The organism is Pseudomonas sp. FW300-N2F2 (assembly GCF_017351655.1).
Taxonomy (GTDB): domain Bacteria; phylum Pseudomonadota; class Gammaproteobacteria; order Pseudomonadales; family Pseudomonadaceae; genus Aquipseudomonas; species Aquipseudomonas fluorescens_AA.
Genome location: NZ_JACNDQ010000001.1, coordinates 370,464 through 386,178, shown reverse-complemented (window position 1 = coordinate 386,178; position 15,715 = coordinate 370,464). Strand labels below are relative to the sequence as shown.

The following is a 15,715-nucleotide window of genomic DNA, read 5'->3' as shown; positions in this document are numbered from 1 at the left end:
TTCAGTGCAACGGAAGGCCTCATCGCGAGCAAGCTCGCTCCCACATTGGACTGCTTCTGGATGAACGATCCTGCATCCCTGTGGGAGCGAGCTTGCTCGCGATAGCGCCACAACTACTTGCCAAGACTGATCTTCGGCGCCCAGGTCAGCCATTCGTCTTCAAACTTATCGAACAACGGGAAGGTCTGCTCCGCTCGGGCCGGATTGCCCATTCGTTCACCGTCCGGCGTTGCGAACGCAATACCGCCCTGGATCAGCGTTTCAAGCGACTCGGTTCGCACCGTCGCACCCTTGAACAGACCGAAGTCCAAACCGAAGCCACTGCTGTTCCAGAAGCGTGTGCCGCTGCGCACCAGTGGTGCATATTTGGGCTCGATCAGGATATGGATCAACACCCGGTCCGCCGTCTGGCCCAGTTCATAACCGGTGACCTTGCCTACCGTGATCTCGCGATAGGTGACCGGCACGCCGATCTTCAACGAACCACGGCGGGCCGCACTCAGCACCAGGCTCAGACCCGCTTCGGGTACAACGCTTTCCGGGGGGTTGGCCAAGGCCACGAAGCTTTTTTGTGGCCCGAGGTTTTTCGCCGAAGGCTGCACTTCAATGTATTGGCCTGTGACCAGCGTCTCCAGGTTGGAGGTCTTCATCAACCCCAACTCAGGCTTGACCACCCAGAACTGAGACCCGACCCGGGCGATACGCTCCGGCACTTCGGTGATACGCGCAGTGAGCAACACCGATTGCATGTCGGCACTGAGATCGACGTCTTCGATCTTGCCCACATCCAGGCCTTTGAAACGGATCGGCGTACCGCTGCGCAAGCCGTCGGCGCGGTCGACCTTGATCGTCACGACCGTGCCCCTCTGCTGCGCGGCTTCGCGATCTGCATGCAAACGAAAGCGTGGGATGCGTCTTTTCAACGGCACGTTCGGTTCCGGCGTTTCGAAGGCGATCCCGCCGGCCATCAGGCTTTGCAGGGACTCGCTCTTGACCTGTATCCCGCCGGTCAAGCCGCCCGTGAGGGTAACGCCGCTGGCATTCCAGAATCGCGTCGAACCGTTGACCAGGCCTTCATATTCCTTATCGATGTGCACACCAATGATCAATTGCTTTTTCTTGCGGGAGAACTGATAGCTCTGCACCGAGCCGACCTTGACCTGCTTATAGAGAATCGGACTGCCGACCTCCAGCGATCCGAGGTTTTCGGTCAGCAAGACCAGGTGCAGCCCCGGCGAGCGCAAGTCCAGTGGAGGGGCCTTCGCCCTGGCCTCGAATTCCCGTTGCGGCGCACCGCCCTTATCACCTGGACGTATGGCAATGTAGTTACCCTTGACCAGCGCTTCCAGGCCGGTGATACCTGCCAGGGAGATCGATGGCTTGACGACCCAGAACTGTGTGCCGGTGACTAGGTAATCTTCGGCCAAGGGGTCCAGGGTCAGTTCAGCCGTCGCGCTAGCCAGGTCCGGATCGACCTTGAGGTTCTTCAGGCTGCCGACCTGGATGCCTTTGTACATCACCGGCGTACGCCCGGCCTGCAATCCCTCGAAGTCGCTGAGTTTGACTTTCACCCGGATTCCCGCAGCGGCCGCATCAAAGTCTTCGTAGAGACGAAACGGCAGGCTCGGATCCGTTGGAGGACTGTCCTTGCGGCTTTCCGGTGTGGCGAATGCAATACCGCCGGCCACGATGCTGGCCAGGGACTCGCTGCGCACTTTCACACCCGACAGGTTGGCATCGATGCTGATGCCGCTGGCGTTCCAGAAACGCGTGTGTTTACGAACCAGGCTGGCATAGGTCGGCTCGATGAAGACTTTGACCTCGACTTTGCTCTGATCCTCGGACAGCAGGTAACTTTTCACCTGGCCGACCTGGATCTGTTTGTAGAACACCGGGCTGCCGCGGTTCAGCGAACCCAGCCGGTCAGCCTTGAGGGTCAGGTGCAAACCCGGTTTGGCGTCCGACAGCGGCGGCTCTTCGGCCAGGGCCTTGAACTTACGGGTCGACTCCCCCTCACCCGGGTTGATCGCCACATAGTTACCCGACACCAGGGTTTCCAAACCGGTGATCCCAGCCAGGCTCACGCTCGGCTTGACCAGCCAGAAACGTGTGCCGGTCTTGAGATACTGATCGACGTCCTTGTTCATCTCGACCGTCGCGACCACGCCCTTGGAACTGCCTTCGTCATCAAGTGTGAGCGCCGTCACCTTACCGACTGTCATCCCTTTGTAGACGACTTCGGTTTTGTTGACCTGGATGCCTTCGCCACTCTCAAAGCGCACAGTAATCTCGATTCCGGTCTCGTTATAAGCCCGCCAGCCAAGCCAGCCGCCGATGATCAACGCAATCAGCGGCAAGACCCAGATGGCTGACCAGTTCGAGGCCGGTCGGGTTTTAGCGGTAGGCAAATCAGTCATGGTCGTTATCCGACTCCGTGTTATCCCAAATCAGTCGGGGATCAAAGGTTACTGCGGCAATCATTGTCAAAATCACTACGCTGGCGAAAGCAATCGCGCCGAGACCGGCTTCGACACTGGCGAGCCGCCCAAAATTCACCACCGCCACCAGAATGGCGATCACGAAAATATCCAGCATCGACCAACGACCAATGAATTCGATGAAACGGTACATAAGGATGCGCTGCCGCGCCGACATGGGCTGGTGCCGCTGCACGGAAAACAATAACAAAGCGATGCCCACCAGCTTGAAGGTCGGCACAAGGATACTGGCGATGAACACCACGGAGGCGATAGGAATCATGCCGTGGTGAACCAACTCGATGACGCCGGCCATGATAGTGCTCGGGGCGCCCTGGCCCAGTGAGTTGATGGTCATGATCGGCAGCATATTGGCCGGGATATAAAGAATCGCGGCCGTGATCAACAATGCCCAGGTTCGCATCAAGCTGTTCGGGCGACGGGGATGGATCAGCGCGCCGCAGCGAGTACAGGTTTGTTTGTCGGCCTCAGCGTCCTGCCGATTCAATTCATGGCATTCCGTACAAACCAGAATGCCGGCATCAATCGCCCGCATGGGCATCCTCTCCTGATAATGCCTGCCAGATCTGATGCGGTGACATCACCACCTCCAGCCAGACCTGGACCAGCAACAAACTGATGAAACACACCAAGCCAAGGCCTACGGTGATGGCTGCCATGTCTGCCAACTTGACGATGGCCACCAGCACGCCCATGAGGTAAACCTCGAGCATTCCCCAGTCCCGTAGATGGTGATAAATGCGGTACAGCAACAAACCGTAGCTACGGCCAACGTCCAGGCGAATGGTCAGCAGCACAGCCAACTGACAAAGCAACTTGAGTAACGGAATGCCCATGCTGCACAGGAACACGACTACCGAGACGCCTTGCATGCCGGTATCGAACAGACCCACTACTCCACTCCAGACGGTGTCCTGGGAGGACTGCCCAAGCAGATTGAGTTGCATGATGGGTAAGAAGTTGGCCGGCACATATAACAGCAGGGCGGCGATCACCAACGCAAGACTGCGTTCGACTACATTGTGCCGGTGAGCATAAAGCTCATAACCGCAGCGGGGGCACTCGGCTTTTTCGCCATGGGCCAGTTGGGGCTTGCGCATCAACAAGTCGCACTCATGACACGCAACCAAATCGCCCAGGGGGAGATCTGGCAACCTATCAGTGTCTGACGGATCGGGCATAAACAGCTCTGGCTCAGCTAAGGTGGGGCTATTCTAGTGCTCCAGCTCGAAAATAACTGTGCAAATTTATCACGAGCGTTCGCAGACTTTTATGACGAGCAAAACAAAACCCCTACCTGCGTCAGCAGATAGGGGTTTCGGAATTTAATCTTGACGATGACCTACTCTCACATGGGGAAACCCCACACTACCATCGGCGATGCATCGTTTCACTTCTGAGTTCGGGATGGGATCAGGTGGTTCCAATGCTCTATGGTCGTCAAGAAATTCGGTAGCCAGCGCGTGCCTTGCGGTCACGTTCCAGCGAATGGGTATGCGATAGTTTGTGTGTTGCAATCGAGCGTCGCGAACTTTCGGTTCGTTTCGTCTTCACACACCACAATCTGGTCTCGTTCGCCTTGCGGCTTGGAGTCTACAAATTGCTTGGGTGTTATATGGTCAAGCCTCACGGGCAATTAGTACAGGTTAGCTCAACGCCTCACAGCGCTTACACACCCTGCCTATCAACGTCGTAGTCTTCGACGGCCCTTCAGGGGACTCAAGGTCCCAGTGAGATCTCATCTTGAGGCAAGTTTCCCGCTTAGATGCTTTCAGCGGTTATCTTTTCCGAACATAGCTACCCGGCAATGCCACTGGCGTGACAACCGGAACACCAGAGGTTCGTCCACTCCGGTCCTCTCGTACTAGGAGCAGCCCCTCTCAAATCTCAAACGTCCACGGCAGATAGGGACCGAACTGTCTCACGACGTTCTAAACCCAGCTCGCGTACCACTTTAAATGGCGAACAGCCATACCCTTGGGACCGGCTTCAGCCCCAGGATGTGATGAGCCGACATCGAGGTGCCAAACACCGCCGTCGATATGAACTCTTGGGCGGTATCAGCCTGTTATCCCCGGAGTACCTTTTATCCGTTGAGCGATGGCCCTTCCATACAGAACCACCGGATCACTAAGACCTACTTTCGTACCTGCTCGACGTGTCTGTCTCGCAGTCAAGCGCGCTTTTGCCTTTATACTCTACGACCGATTTCCGACCGGTCTGAGCGCACCTTCGTACTCCTCCGTTACTCTTTAGGAGGAGACCGCCCCAGTCAAACTACCCACCATACACTGTCCTCGATCCGGATAACGGACCTGAGTTAGAACCTCAAAGTTGCCAGGGTGGTATTTCAAGGATGGCTCCACGCGAACTGGCGTCCACGCTTCAAAGCCTCCCACCTATCCTACACAAGCAAATTCAAAGTCCAGTGCAAAGCTATAGTAAAGGTTCACGGGGTCTTTCCGTCTAGCCGCGGATACACTGCATCTTCACAGCGATTTCAATTTCACTGAGTCTCGGGTGGAGACAGCGCCGCCATCGTTACGCCATTCGTGCAGGTCGGAACTTACCCGACAAGGAATTTCGCTACCTTAGGACCGTTATAGTTACGGCCGCCGTTTACCGGGGCTTCGATCAAGAGCTTCGCGTTAGCTAACCCCATCAATTAACCTTCCGGCACCGGGCAGGCGTCACACCCTATACGTCCACTTTCGTGTTTGCAGAGTGCTGTGTTTTTAATAAACAGTCGCAGCGGCCTGGTATCTTCGACCGGCGTGGGCTTACGCAGCAAGTGCTTCACCCTCACCGGCGCACCTTCTCCCGAAGTTACGGTGCCATTTTGCCTAGTTCCTTCACCCGAGTTCTCTCAAGCGCCTTGGTATTCTCTACCCAACCACCTGTGTCGGTTTGGGGTACGGTTCCTGGTTACCTGAAGCTTAGAAGCTTTTCTTGGAAGCATGGCATCAACCACTTCGTCACCCAAAGGGTAACTCGTCATCAGCTCTCGGCCTTAAGATCCCGGATTTACCTAAGATCTCAGCCTACCACCTTAAACTTGGACAACCAACGCCAAGCTGGCCTAGCCTTCTCCGTCCCTCCATCGCAATAACCAGAAGTACAGGAATATTAACCTGTTTTCCATCGACTACGCTTTTCAGCCTCGCCTTAGGGACCGACTAACCCTGCGTCGATTAACGTTGCGCAGGAAACCTTGGTCTTTCGGCGTGGGTGTTTTTCACACCCATTGTCGTTACTCATGTCAGCATTCGCACTTCTGATACCTCCAGCAAGCTTCTCAACTCACCTTCACAGGCTTACAGAACGCTCCTCTACCGCATCACTTGCGTGATACCCGTAGCTTCGGTGTATGGTTTGAGCCCCGTTACATCTTCCGCGCAGGCCGACTCGACTAGTGAGCTATTACGCTTTCTTTAAAGGGTGGCTGCTTCTAAGCCAACCTCCTAGCTGTCTAAGCCTTCCCACATCGTTTCCCACTTAACCATAACTTTGGGACCTTAGCTGACGGTCTGGGTTGTTTCCCTTTTCACGACGGACGTTAGCACCCGCCGTGTGTCTCCCATGCTCGGCACTTGTAGGTATTCGGAGTTTGCATCGGTTTGGTAAGTCGGGATGACCCCCTAGCCGAAACAGTGCTCTACCCCCTACAGTGATACATGAGGCGCTACCTAAATAGCTTTCGAGGAGAACCAGCTATCTCCGAGCTTGATTAGCCTTTCACTCCGATCCACAGGTCATCCGCTAACTTTTCAACGGTAGTCGGTTCGGTCCTCCAGTCAGTGTTACCTAACCTTCAACCTGCCCATGGATAGATCGCCCGGTTTCGGGTCTATTCCCAGCGACTAGACGCCCTATTAAGACTCGCTTTCGCTACGCCTCCCCTATTCGGTTAAGCTCGCCACTGAAAATAAGTCGCTGACCCATTATACAAAAGGTACGCAGTCACCCAACAAAGTGGGCTCCCACTGCTTGTACGCATACGGTTTCAGGATCTATTTCACTCCCCTCTCCGGGGTTCTTTTCGCCTTTCCCTCACGGTACTAGTTCACTATCGGTCAGTCAGTAGTATTTAGCCTTGGAGGATGGTCCCCCCATATTCAGACAAAGTTTCTCGTGCTCCGTCCTACTCGATTTCACTTCTAAGATCCTTTCGCGTACAGGGCTATCACCCACTATGGCCGCACTTTCCAGAGCGTTCCGCTAAAATCAAAGAAGCTTAAGGGCTAGTCCCCGTTCGCTCGCCACTACTAAGGGAATCTCGGTTGATTTCTTTTCCTCAGGGTACTTAGATGTTTCAGTTCCCCTGGTTCGCTTCTTGCACCTATGTATTCAGTACAAGATAACCATCTTATGATGGCTGGGTTCCCCCATTCAGACATCTCCGGATCACAGTCTGTTTGCCGACTCCCCGAAGCTTTTCGCAGGCTACCACGTCTTTCATCGCCTCTGACTGCCAAGGCATCCACCGTATGCGCTTCTTCACTTGACCATATAACCCCAAGCAATCTGGTTATACTGTGAAGACGACATTCGCCGAAAATTCGATCTTGCTCTACGAGCAACTCACAAATTTTACCTTAGCCTGATCCGTTACCAGTGAAAGTAACGTCCAGTCTATCTTTCTATCACATACCCAAATTTTTAAAGAACGAACTAGTCAAAGACTAGAAATCAACATTCACCATCGAACCGATGGAATGCTCATTTCTAAGCTTTATACAATCGAAGCAGTAGTGGTGGAGCCAAGCGGGATCGAACCGCTGACCTCCTGCGTGCAAGGCAGGCGCTCTCCCAGCTGAGCTATGGCCCCGTATTTCTACAGGCGTTTCCCACACAAAATTGGTGGGTCTGGGCAGATTCGAACTGCCGACCTCACCCTTATCAGGGGTGCGCTCTAACCAACTGAGCTACAGACCCAATTTCGGGCTGCTTCTTTCGTCTTCTTCAATGAATCAAGCAATTCGTGTGGGAGCTCATGAAGCAGCTGCGGTCGTCGATTAAGGAGGTGATCCAGCCGCAGGTTCCCCTACGGCTACCTTGTTACGACTTCACCCCAGTCATGAATCACACCGTGGTAACCGTCCCCCCGAAGGTTAGACTAGCTACTTCTGGTGCAACCCACTCCCATGGTGTGACGGGCGGTGTGTACAAGGCCCGGGAACGTATTCACCGCGACATTCTGATTCGCGATTACTAGCGATTCCGACTTCACGCAGTCGAGTTGCAGACTGCGATCCGGACTACGATCGGTTTTGTGGGATTAGCTCCACCTCGCGGCTTGGCAACCCTCTGTACCGACCATTGTAGCACGTGTGTAGCCCAGGCCGTAAGGGCCATGATGACTTGACGTCATCCCCACCTTCCTCCGGTTTGTCACCGGCAGTCTCCTTAGAGTGCCCACCATAACGTGCTGGTAACTAAGGACAAGGGTTGCGCTCGTTACGGGACTTAACCCAACATCTCACGACACGAGCTGACGACAGCCATGCAGCACCTGTCTCAATGTTCCCGAAGGCACCAATCCATCTCTGGAAAGTTCATTGGATGTCAAGGCCTGGTAAGGTTCTTCGCGTTGCTTCGAATTAAACCACATGCTCCACCGCTTGTGCGGGCCCCCGTCAATTCATTTGAGTTTTAACCTTGCGGCCGTACTCCCCAGGCGGTCAACTTAATGCGTTAGCTGCGCCACTAAGAGCTCAAGGCTCCCAACGGCTAGTTGACATCGTTTACGGCGTGGACTACCAGGGTATCTAATCCTGTTTGCTCCCCACGCTTTCGCACCTCAGTGTCAGTATCAGTCCAGGTGGTCGCCTTCGCCACTGGTGTTCCTTCCTATATCTACGCATTTCACCGCTACACAGGAAATTCCACCACCCTCTACCATACTCTAGCTCGACAGTTTTGAATGCAGTTCCCAGGTTGAGCCCGGGGATTTCACATCCAACTTAACGAACCACCTACGCGCGCTTTACGCCCAGTAATTCCGATTAACGCTTGCACCCTCTGTATTACCGCGGCTGCTGGCACAGAGTTAGCCGGTGCTTATTCTGTCGGTAACGTCAAAACACTAACGTATTAGGTTAATGCCCTTCCTCCCAACTTAAAGTGCTTTACAATCCGAAGACCTTCTTCACACACGCGGCATGGCTGGATCAGGCTTTCGCCCATTGTCCAATATTCCCCACTGCTGCCTCCCGTAGGAGTCTGGACCGTGTCTCAGTTCCAGTGTGACTGATCATCCTCTCAGACCAGTTACGGATCGTCGCCTTGGTGAGCCATTACCTCACCAACTAGCTAATCCGACCTAGGCTCATCTGATAGCGCAAGGCCCGAAGGTCCCCTGCTTTCTCCCGTAGGACGTATGCGGTATTAGCGTCCGTTTCCGAGCGTTATCCCCCACTACCAGGCAGATTCCTAGGCATTACTCACCCGTCCGCCGCTCTCAAGAGGTGCAAGCACCTCTCTACCGCTCGACTTGCATGTGTTAGGCCTGCCGCCAGCGTTCAATCTGAGCCATGATCAAACTCTTCAGTTCAAACATCTTTGGGTTTTGAGAAAACCCTAAACTTGGCTCAGCAATCGTTGGTTACATCTTTGATTTCTCGCGGAGTAACTTGTGATGCTGATAATCTGTTGACTAGCAGTCTGACTCCACAAGCACCCACACGAATTGCTTGATTCAGTTGTTAAAGAGCGGCTGGCTGAGTCTTTCGTCTCAACCGAGGCGCGCATTCTACAGCGCCTCGTGTATCTGTCAAGCGGTTATTTTAAGAAGTTTTCAAAGTTTCCTTTTCAACTTCAACCACTTGCGCTTCCGATCTCTCGTTAGCGGGAGGCGAATTCTACAGCGTTACTCGCTGCTGTCAACACCTCTTTTTCACCGCTTTCGACCGAGAAGATCGAACCGCATATAGAGTCAAACAACACCACTCTACCTGCTCCTTCCGGACTTCGATGAACTGAAGCCCCGCACCTTCGAAACCTACTTAACTCGTTGAATCTCAAGGAGTTTTCCGTTTCGACTGCGCCGGAAGTGGGGCGAATTATAGACGTCCAGAATCTGCCGTCAACCCTTAATTACGCTTTTGTTGCAGAAGGGACTTTCTTACCCAGCAAACGCGGGATTCGACGCATAACCGGCGGGACTCTCAGCATCAACAGTACAGCCCCGATAAAGGCGTATATCGACCACTCCTTCAAATCTGCCCGCACGATCCACAGCATATGCAGCAGCCCAAGCCCCAGAATCAGATACACCAGGCGATGCAATTTCTTCCAGCGCACACCAAGTCGCCGCTGGCTGTAGCGATTGGATGTGACAGCCAGCGCCAGCAAGCCGAGAAACCCAAGCGCCCCAACAATAATGTAAGGCCGCTTGCTCAACTCGACGCCCAACTGCGACCAGTCGAATCCCAGTATGAACGCCGCATACCCGCTTAAATGCAGCACCACATAAGCAAAGCACCACAACCCCAACTGGCGCCTGACCGCAATCCACCCCGCCCACCCCGTCATTTTTTGCAACGGCGTCATGCTCAAGGTGATCAACAGCAAAATCAGCGTCCCCAACCCGAGCCGATCCACCAGCACCTTGCCCGGGTCGGGGCCCAACGCATTCATCAAGGCCTCGTAAAGCCACAGCAACGGCCAGACTGCCGCGGCGATGAAGACGCTCATTCGCCAGACTGGAAAACGCATCAGTAGTCCTTCCTCAGGTCCATCCCTGCATATAAAGAAGCGACCTCATCCTGATAGCCGTTGAACATCAGCGTATCCCGTACATTGGGACTGAACAGCCCGCTCGGCAAACGACGTTCACGTGCCTGGGTCCAGCGCGGATGATCGACCGTTGGATTGACGTTGGCATAAAAGCCGTACTCGTCAGACGCAATGCTTTGCCAGGTGGTCTTTGGCTGCTCGCTCACCAGGCTGATGCGCACGATGGACTTCACACTTTTGAAACCGTACTTCCACGGAACTACCAAGCGCAGCGGCGCGCCGTTCTGATTCGGCAACTCCCGCCCGTACATCCCAACCGCGAGGATGGCCAACGGGTTCATCGCCTCGTCCAATCGCAAGCCTTCCACATACGGCCAGTCGATCAAGGCGAAACCGGAACGCTGCCCCGGCATGACCTTGGGGTCCTGCAAGGTTTCGAAGCGGATGTACTTGGCCTTGGAGGTCGGCTCGACCTGCTTGAGCAATGCCGAGATGGGAAAACCGATCCACGGAATGACCATCGACCAGGCCTCGACACAACGCAGTCGATAAATCCGCTCTTCCAGTTGATAAGGCTTCATGAAGTCTTCCAACCCATAGCGCCCCGGCTTACCCACCTCCCCGTCCACTACCACGCTCCAGGGTTCGGTCTTCAAGGAGCCGGCATTGGCTGCCGGGTCCCCTTTGTCGGTCCCGAACTCATAGAAGTTGTTGTAATGGGTCGCGTCCTTGAACGGTGTGATGGGCTCGTTCTTGACCGTGACCGCCCCCCACTGGACGGAGGGCAATTTCTCGGCAAACCAGGACGGCGCCTTCCCCGGCTCGACCTCGGCATAACGCGCCGCGTCGGCAGCACTGGCCCATCGCGGCAAGCTGCTCACGGCAAGGCCCGCCATGGTTGCACCGAGCATCTGACGACGGGATAGATAGAGGGATTCGGGCGTGACGTCCGATTCACGGCAGTCGGACGACTTGGGGATCTTGATCAGCATGACAACTCCGCAGTATTGGAGGGCAGATGCACCAATAGACTGCGGAGTATGGGGGAAATTACATTAAGGCAACGTTTAGCGTCGGCGAAGACGCAACAAGTATTGCACCGGGCCGGAAGCGGCATAGGCGAGGAATACCAGCAGCAGGATACGCGGCGGATCACTGAACACCACCGCGAAGACCAGCACCACAGCCAGAATCGCCACGAATGGCACACGCCCCTTCAGATCCAGCTCCTTGAAGCTGTTGTACTTGATGTTGCTGACCATCAGCATCCCGGCCGCGGCAACCAGCAGCGCTACCAGGAACGACATTTTCGAACCCTGGATGCCGTAGTCGCTGAATGCCCAGACCACACCGGCCACCACACCCGCCGCGGCCGGACTGGCCAGGCCGATGAAGTAACGTTTGTCAGCCTTGCCGACCTGGGTGTTGAAACGAGCCAGGCGCAACGCCGCACCCGCCACATAGATGAAGGCAACCATCCAGCCGACCTTGCCCATGTCCCCCAGCGCCCAACCGAACGCCAGCAAGGCGGGAGCCACGCCAAAAGCGACCATGTCGGACAGTGAATCGTACTCGGCGCCGAACGCGCTCTGGGTATTGGTCATGCGGGCGACGCGCCCGTCCAGGCCATCGAGCACCATGGCGACGAAGATGGCAATGGCGGCGGAGGCGAAGTAACGGCTCGCTCCTGCGCTATCACCGGCGCTCAAGGCAGCCTGGGCACTCATGGAGCTGATGATGGAATAGAAACCGGCGAACAGGTTCGCGGTGGTGAACAGATTCGGCAGCAGATAGATGCCACGATGCCGGACCTTACGGCCTTCAGCGTCATGGCCTTCTTCGACATGCTCATCGATGGGCAACAGGCTTTCGGCGTCAGGAGCCTGGTTTGGCTCGTCGGGACGTTCGCTCATGGGCAATACCTTGCAACGGTGTGAAAAAAATTCGACAGGTGTCTGGGACGACGGTTCGGCCGCAAACGATGCAGCTTTATACCAGAAGCCATCGCCCAAACGAAAAAACGCGGCCAAGGCCGCGTTTTTCGACTCAAGTTCGCGACTTAGTTCTTGGCTTTGTCGACGATCTTGTTGGCACCGATCCACGGCATCATCGAGCGCAGCTGCTCGCCGATGATTTCGATACCGTGGGCGGCGTTGTTGCGACGCTTGGCGGTCATCGAAGGATAGCCGGTGGCGCCTTCGCTGATGAACATCTTGGCGTATTCGCCGTCCTGAATACGTTTCAGGGCGTTGCGCATGGCCTGGCGGGACTCGGCGTTGATGACTTCCGGACCGGTCACGTACTCGCCGTATTCGGCGTTGTTGGAGATCGAGTAGTTCATGTTGGCGATACCGCCTTCGTACATGAGGTCAACGATCAGCTTCAGTTCGTGCAGGCACTCGAAGTAGGCCATTTCTGGCGCGTAGCCGGCTTCAACCAGGGTTTCGAAACCGGCCTTGACCAGCTCGACGGTACCGCCACACAGAACGGCTTGCTCGCCGAACAGGTCGGTTTCGGTCTCGTCCTTGAAAGTGGTTTCGATGATGCCGGTACGACCGCCACCCACGCCAGCAGCGTAGGACAGGGCCACGTTCTTGGCGTTGCCGGACGCATCCTGGTAGATAGCGATCAGGTCAGGGATACCGCCGCCCTTCACGAACTCGGAACGCACGGTGTGGCCTGGGGCTTTCGGCGCGATCATGATCACGTCGAGGTCGGCACGTGGCACAACCTGGTTGTAGTGGATCGCGAAGCCGTGGGAGAAGGCCAGGGTGGCGCCTTTCTTGATGTTCGGCTCGATTTCGTTCTTGTACAGCGCCGATTGGAACTCGTCCGGAGTCAGGATCATGACCAGGTCGGCTGCGGCAACGGCAGAAGCCACGTCGGTCACTTTCAGGCCGTGGGCCTCGGCCTTGGCAACGGTGGCCGAGCCTTTACGCAGGCCGACAGTCACGTCAACGCCGGAGTCTTTCAGGTTGCACGCCTGGGCGTGACCTTGGGAACCGTAACCGATGATGGCGACTTTCTTGCCCTGGATGATCGACAGGTCGCAGTCTTTATCGTAGAAAACTTTCATGAATTTCCCCTATATCCGGCCATTCAGGCCATTCGCTAATTTGGTTTAGATGCTCAGTACTTTGTCGCCACGGGCAATCCCGGTGACGCCACTGCGTACGGTTTCCAGAATCGAGGCAGTACCGATCGATTGAATGAAGCTGTCGAGCTTGTCGCTGGTACCGGTCAACTGAACGGTATAGACGCTGGCGCTGACATCGACGATCTGCCCACGATAAATATCGGTAGTACGTTTGATCTCGGCGCGCTGGGCGCCGGTGGCCTTGACCTTGACCAGCATCAGTTCACGCTCGATGTGAGCGCTCTCCGACAGGTCCACCAGCTTGACCACCTCGATCAGCTTGTTCAGGTTCTTGGTGATCTGCTCGATGACTTCATCGTGCCCCACGGTAGTCAGCGTCAGACGCGACAGGGTCGGGTCTTCGGTTGGCGCCACGGTCAGGCTTTCAATGTTGTAGTTGCGCTGCGAGAACAGGCCTACAACACGAGACAGCGCACCCGGTTCGTTTTCCAGAAGCAAGGAAATAATGTGTCGCATGATTAGGTACGCTCCGTCTTGCTCAGCCACATATCGCGCATGGAGCCGTCTTTGATCTGCATCGGGTAGACGTGCTCGCTGGTGTCGACCGCAATATCGATCACCACCAGGCGATCCTTCATGGCGAACGCTTCCTCCATCTTCGACTTCAAATCCTTCGATTCGGTGATGCGCACGCCAACGTGACCGTAGGCCTCCGCCAGCTTGACGAAATCAGGCAGCGATTCCATGTAGGAGTGCGAGTGACGGCTGCCGTAGCTCATGTCCTGCCACTGGCGAACCATCCCCAACACACCGTTGTTCAGGATCACGATCTTCACCGGCAAACCGTATTGCAGGCAGGTGGACAGTTCCTGGATGTTCATCTGGATGCTGCCTTCGCCGGTAACGCAGGCGACATCGGCTTGCGGAAAGCTCAACTTGATACCCATGGCCGCCGGGAAACCGAAGCCCATGGTGCCCAGGCCACCGGAGTTGATCCAGCGGTTGGGTTTGTCGAACTTGTAGTACTGCGCAGCGAACATCTGGTGCTGACCCACGTCGGAGGTCACAAAGGCATCGCCCTTGGTCACTTCGCACAGGGTTTCGATCACGGTCTGCGGCTTGATCACACTGCCGTCGCCCTTGTCATAAGGGAACAGGCCGCGATCGCCGCGCCATTCATCGACCTGCTTCCACCAACTGGCCACGGACTCCTTGTTCGGAACCTCGCCGATTTCCTTGAGAATGGCGACCATTTCGGTCAGCACGCTCTCGACAGGACCGACGATCGGCACGTCTGCCTTGATGGTCTTGGAGATGGACGCCGGGTCGATGTCGATATGGATGATCTTGGCGTTCGGGCAGAACTTCGCCGGGCCGTTGATCACACGGTCATCGAAACGCGCGCCGACCGCCAGGATCACATCGGCGTGGTGCATCGCCAGGTTGGCGGTGTAGCTGCCGTGCATGCCGAGCATGCCGATGAACTGACGGTCGGTGCCTGGGAACGCACCCAGGCCCATCAGCGTATTGGTGACCGGCAGGTTGAGCATTTTTGCCAGTTCGGTCAGCGGCGCGGAGCCACCGCCGAGGATAACGCCACCCCCGGAGTACAACACAGGGCGCTTGGCCGCCAGCAGCATTTCGGCTGCCTTGCGGATCTGCCCGGAGTGACCACGGACCGCCGGGCTGTAGGAACGCAGCTTGGCTTTTTTCGGGAAGATGTATTCGAACTTCTCGGCCGGGTTGGTCATGTCTTTCGGGACATCGACCACGACCGGGCCCGGACGACCGGATTCAGCCAGGTAGAAAGCCTTCTTCATGACTTCCGGGATTTCCGACGCGTGCTTGATCATGAAGCTGTGCTTCACGATCGGCCGGGAGATACCGATCATGTCGGTTTCCTGGAACGCATCGGTGCCCACCATGGTGCTGGGCACCTGGCCGGAGATGATCACCATCGGGATGGAGTCCATGTACGCGGTGGCGATACCGGTGATGGCGTTCGTGGCGCCAGGACCGGAAGTCACCAGGACCACGCCGGCCTTGCCGGTAGCACGGGCATAACCATCAGCCATATGGGTGGCCGCCTGCTCGTGACGAACCAGGATGTGGGTCACTTCCGGTTCTTTGAACAGGGCATCGTAGACATGAAGAAGAGCACCACCGGGGTACCCGTAGATATATTTGACGCCTTCGTCACGCAAAAAGCGGACGAGCATCTCACCGCCAGATAAAAGCTCCACGTTGTTCACCTCTAAAACGCCAGAATACCGACCCACGAAAAGGGGACGGGTCTTAATAGGTTTACTTCTCGGCAGAGCATGAGCGACGGTGGTCGCCGACTACGTCAGCACTGACTGAGCAAGTATTGGGATCGTCCCAA

Annotated in this window: 9 protein-coding genes, 2 tRNA genes and 3 rRNA genes; all 14 read right to left on the bottom strand. The window is 55.9% G+C overall.

The features are described 5' to 3' along the window. Positions 1–113: 113 nt before the first annotated feature. The 14 genes from J4E63_RS01800 to J4E63_RS01735 all read right to left on the bottom strand — a co-directional run bounded on the left by J4E63_RS01800 (position 114) and on the right by J4E63_RS01735 (position 15,575). Complete coding sequence (locus tag J4E63_RS01800) at positions 114–2,417, bottom strand: PqiB family protein (RefSeq protein WP_207280881.1); 2,304 nt, start codon at positions 2,415–2,417, stop codon at positions 114–116. Then, positions 2,410–3,033 (bottom strand): paraquat-inducible protein A, encoded by a 624-nt coding sequence (locus J4E63_RS01795; protein ID WP_060740610.1) that lies wholly within the window; start codon positions 3,031–3,033, stop codon positions 2,410–2,412. The genes J4E63_RS01800 and J4E63_RS01795 overlap by 8 nt, the downstream gene beginning before the upstream one ends. Beyond that, positions 3,020–3,679 carry a paraquat-inducible protein A gene (locus J4E63_RS01790; protein ID WP_072412160.1) on the bottom strand — a complete coding sequence of 220 codons (660 nt, stop codon included), beginning with the start codon at positions 3,677–3,679 and terminating at the stop codon, positions 3,020–3,022. Before J4E63_RS01790 ends, J4E63_RS01795 begins: the two co-directional genes overlap by 14 nt. 148 nt (positions 3,680–3,827) lie before the next feature. Beyond that, positions 3,828–3,943 (bottom strand): 5S ribosomal RNA (gene rrf, locus J4E63_RS01785). 170 nt (positions 3,944–4,113) lie between these two features. After that, positions 4,114–7,005, bottom strand: a 23S ribosomal RNA gene (locus tag J4E63_RS01780). Positions 7,006–7,250: 245 nt separating this feature from the next. Beyond that, positions 7,251–7,326: transfer RNA gene (locus J4E63_RS01775), tRNA-Ala, on the bottom strand. A 30-nt stretch (positions 7,327–7,356) separates the two neighbouring features. Next, positions 7,357–7,433, bottom strand: a tRNA-Ile gene (locus J4E63_RS01770). Between the two features lie 81 nt (positions 7,434–7,514). Next, positions 7,515–9,051: ribosomal RNA gene (locus tag J4E63_RS01765) — 16S ribosomal RNA — on the bottom strand. The 16S, 23S and 5S rRNA genes sit together here with 2 tRNA genes alongside, the layout of an rRNA operon. Before the next feature lie 542 nt (positions 9,052–9,593). After that, a complete protein-coding gene (gene msrQ, locus J4E63_RS01760) occupies positions 9,594–10,214 on the bottom strand; it encodes a protein-methionine-sulfoxide reductase heme-binding subunit MsrQ (protein ID WP_207280879.1) in 621 nt (206 codons plus the stop codon). After that, positions 10,214–11,227, bottom strand: coding sequence for a protein-methionine-sulfoxide reductase catalytic subunit MsrP (msrP, locus tag J4E63_RS01755; protein ID WP_207280878.1), 1,014 nt, complete (start codon positions 11,225–11,227; stop codon positions 10,214–10,216). The genes msrQ and msrP overlap by 1 nt, the downstream gene beginning before the upstream one ends. A gap of 75 nt (positions 11,228–11,302) precedes the next feature. Continuing rightward, the gene (gene pssA / locus J4E63_RS01750) at positions 11,303–12,148 is read right to left on the bottom strand and encodes a CDP-diacylglycerol--serine O-phosphatidyltransferase (protein WP_060740606.1); all 846 of its coding nucleotides are present in this window, start codon (positions 12,146–12,148) and stop codon (positions 11,303–11,305) included. Between the two features lie 146 nt (positions 12,149–12,294). After that, positions 12,295–13,311 carry a ketol-acid reductoisomerase gene (ilvC, locus tag J4E63_RS01745; protein ID WP_003185459.1) on the bottom strand — a complete coding sequence of 339 codons (1,017 nt, stop codon included), beginning with the start codon at positions 13,309–13,311 and terminating at the stop codon, positions 12,295–12,297. A gap of 45 nt (positions 13,312–13,356) precedes the next feature. Beyond that, positions 13,357–13,848, bottom strand: a complete 492-nt coding sequence (gene ilvN / locus J4E63_RS01740; protein ID WP_003176102.1) for an acetolactate synthase small subunit — start codon at positions 13,846–13,848, stop codon at positions 13,357–13,359. Positions 13,849–13,850: 2 nt separating this feature from the next. Next, positions 13,851–15,575 (bottom strand): acetolactate synthase 3 large subunit, encoded by a 1,725-nt coding sequence (locus J4E63_RS01735; protein WP_192263712.1) that lies wholly within the window; start codon positions 15,573–15,575, stop codon positions 13,851–13,853. Positions 15,576–15,715: the final 140 nt, after the last annotated feature.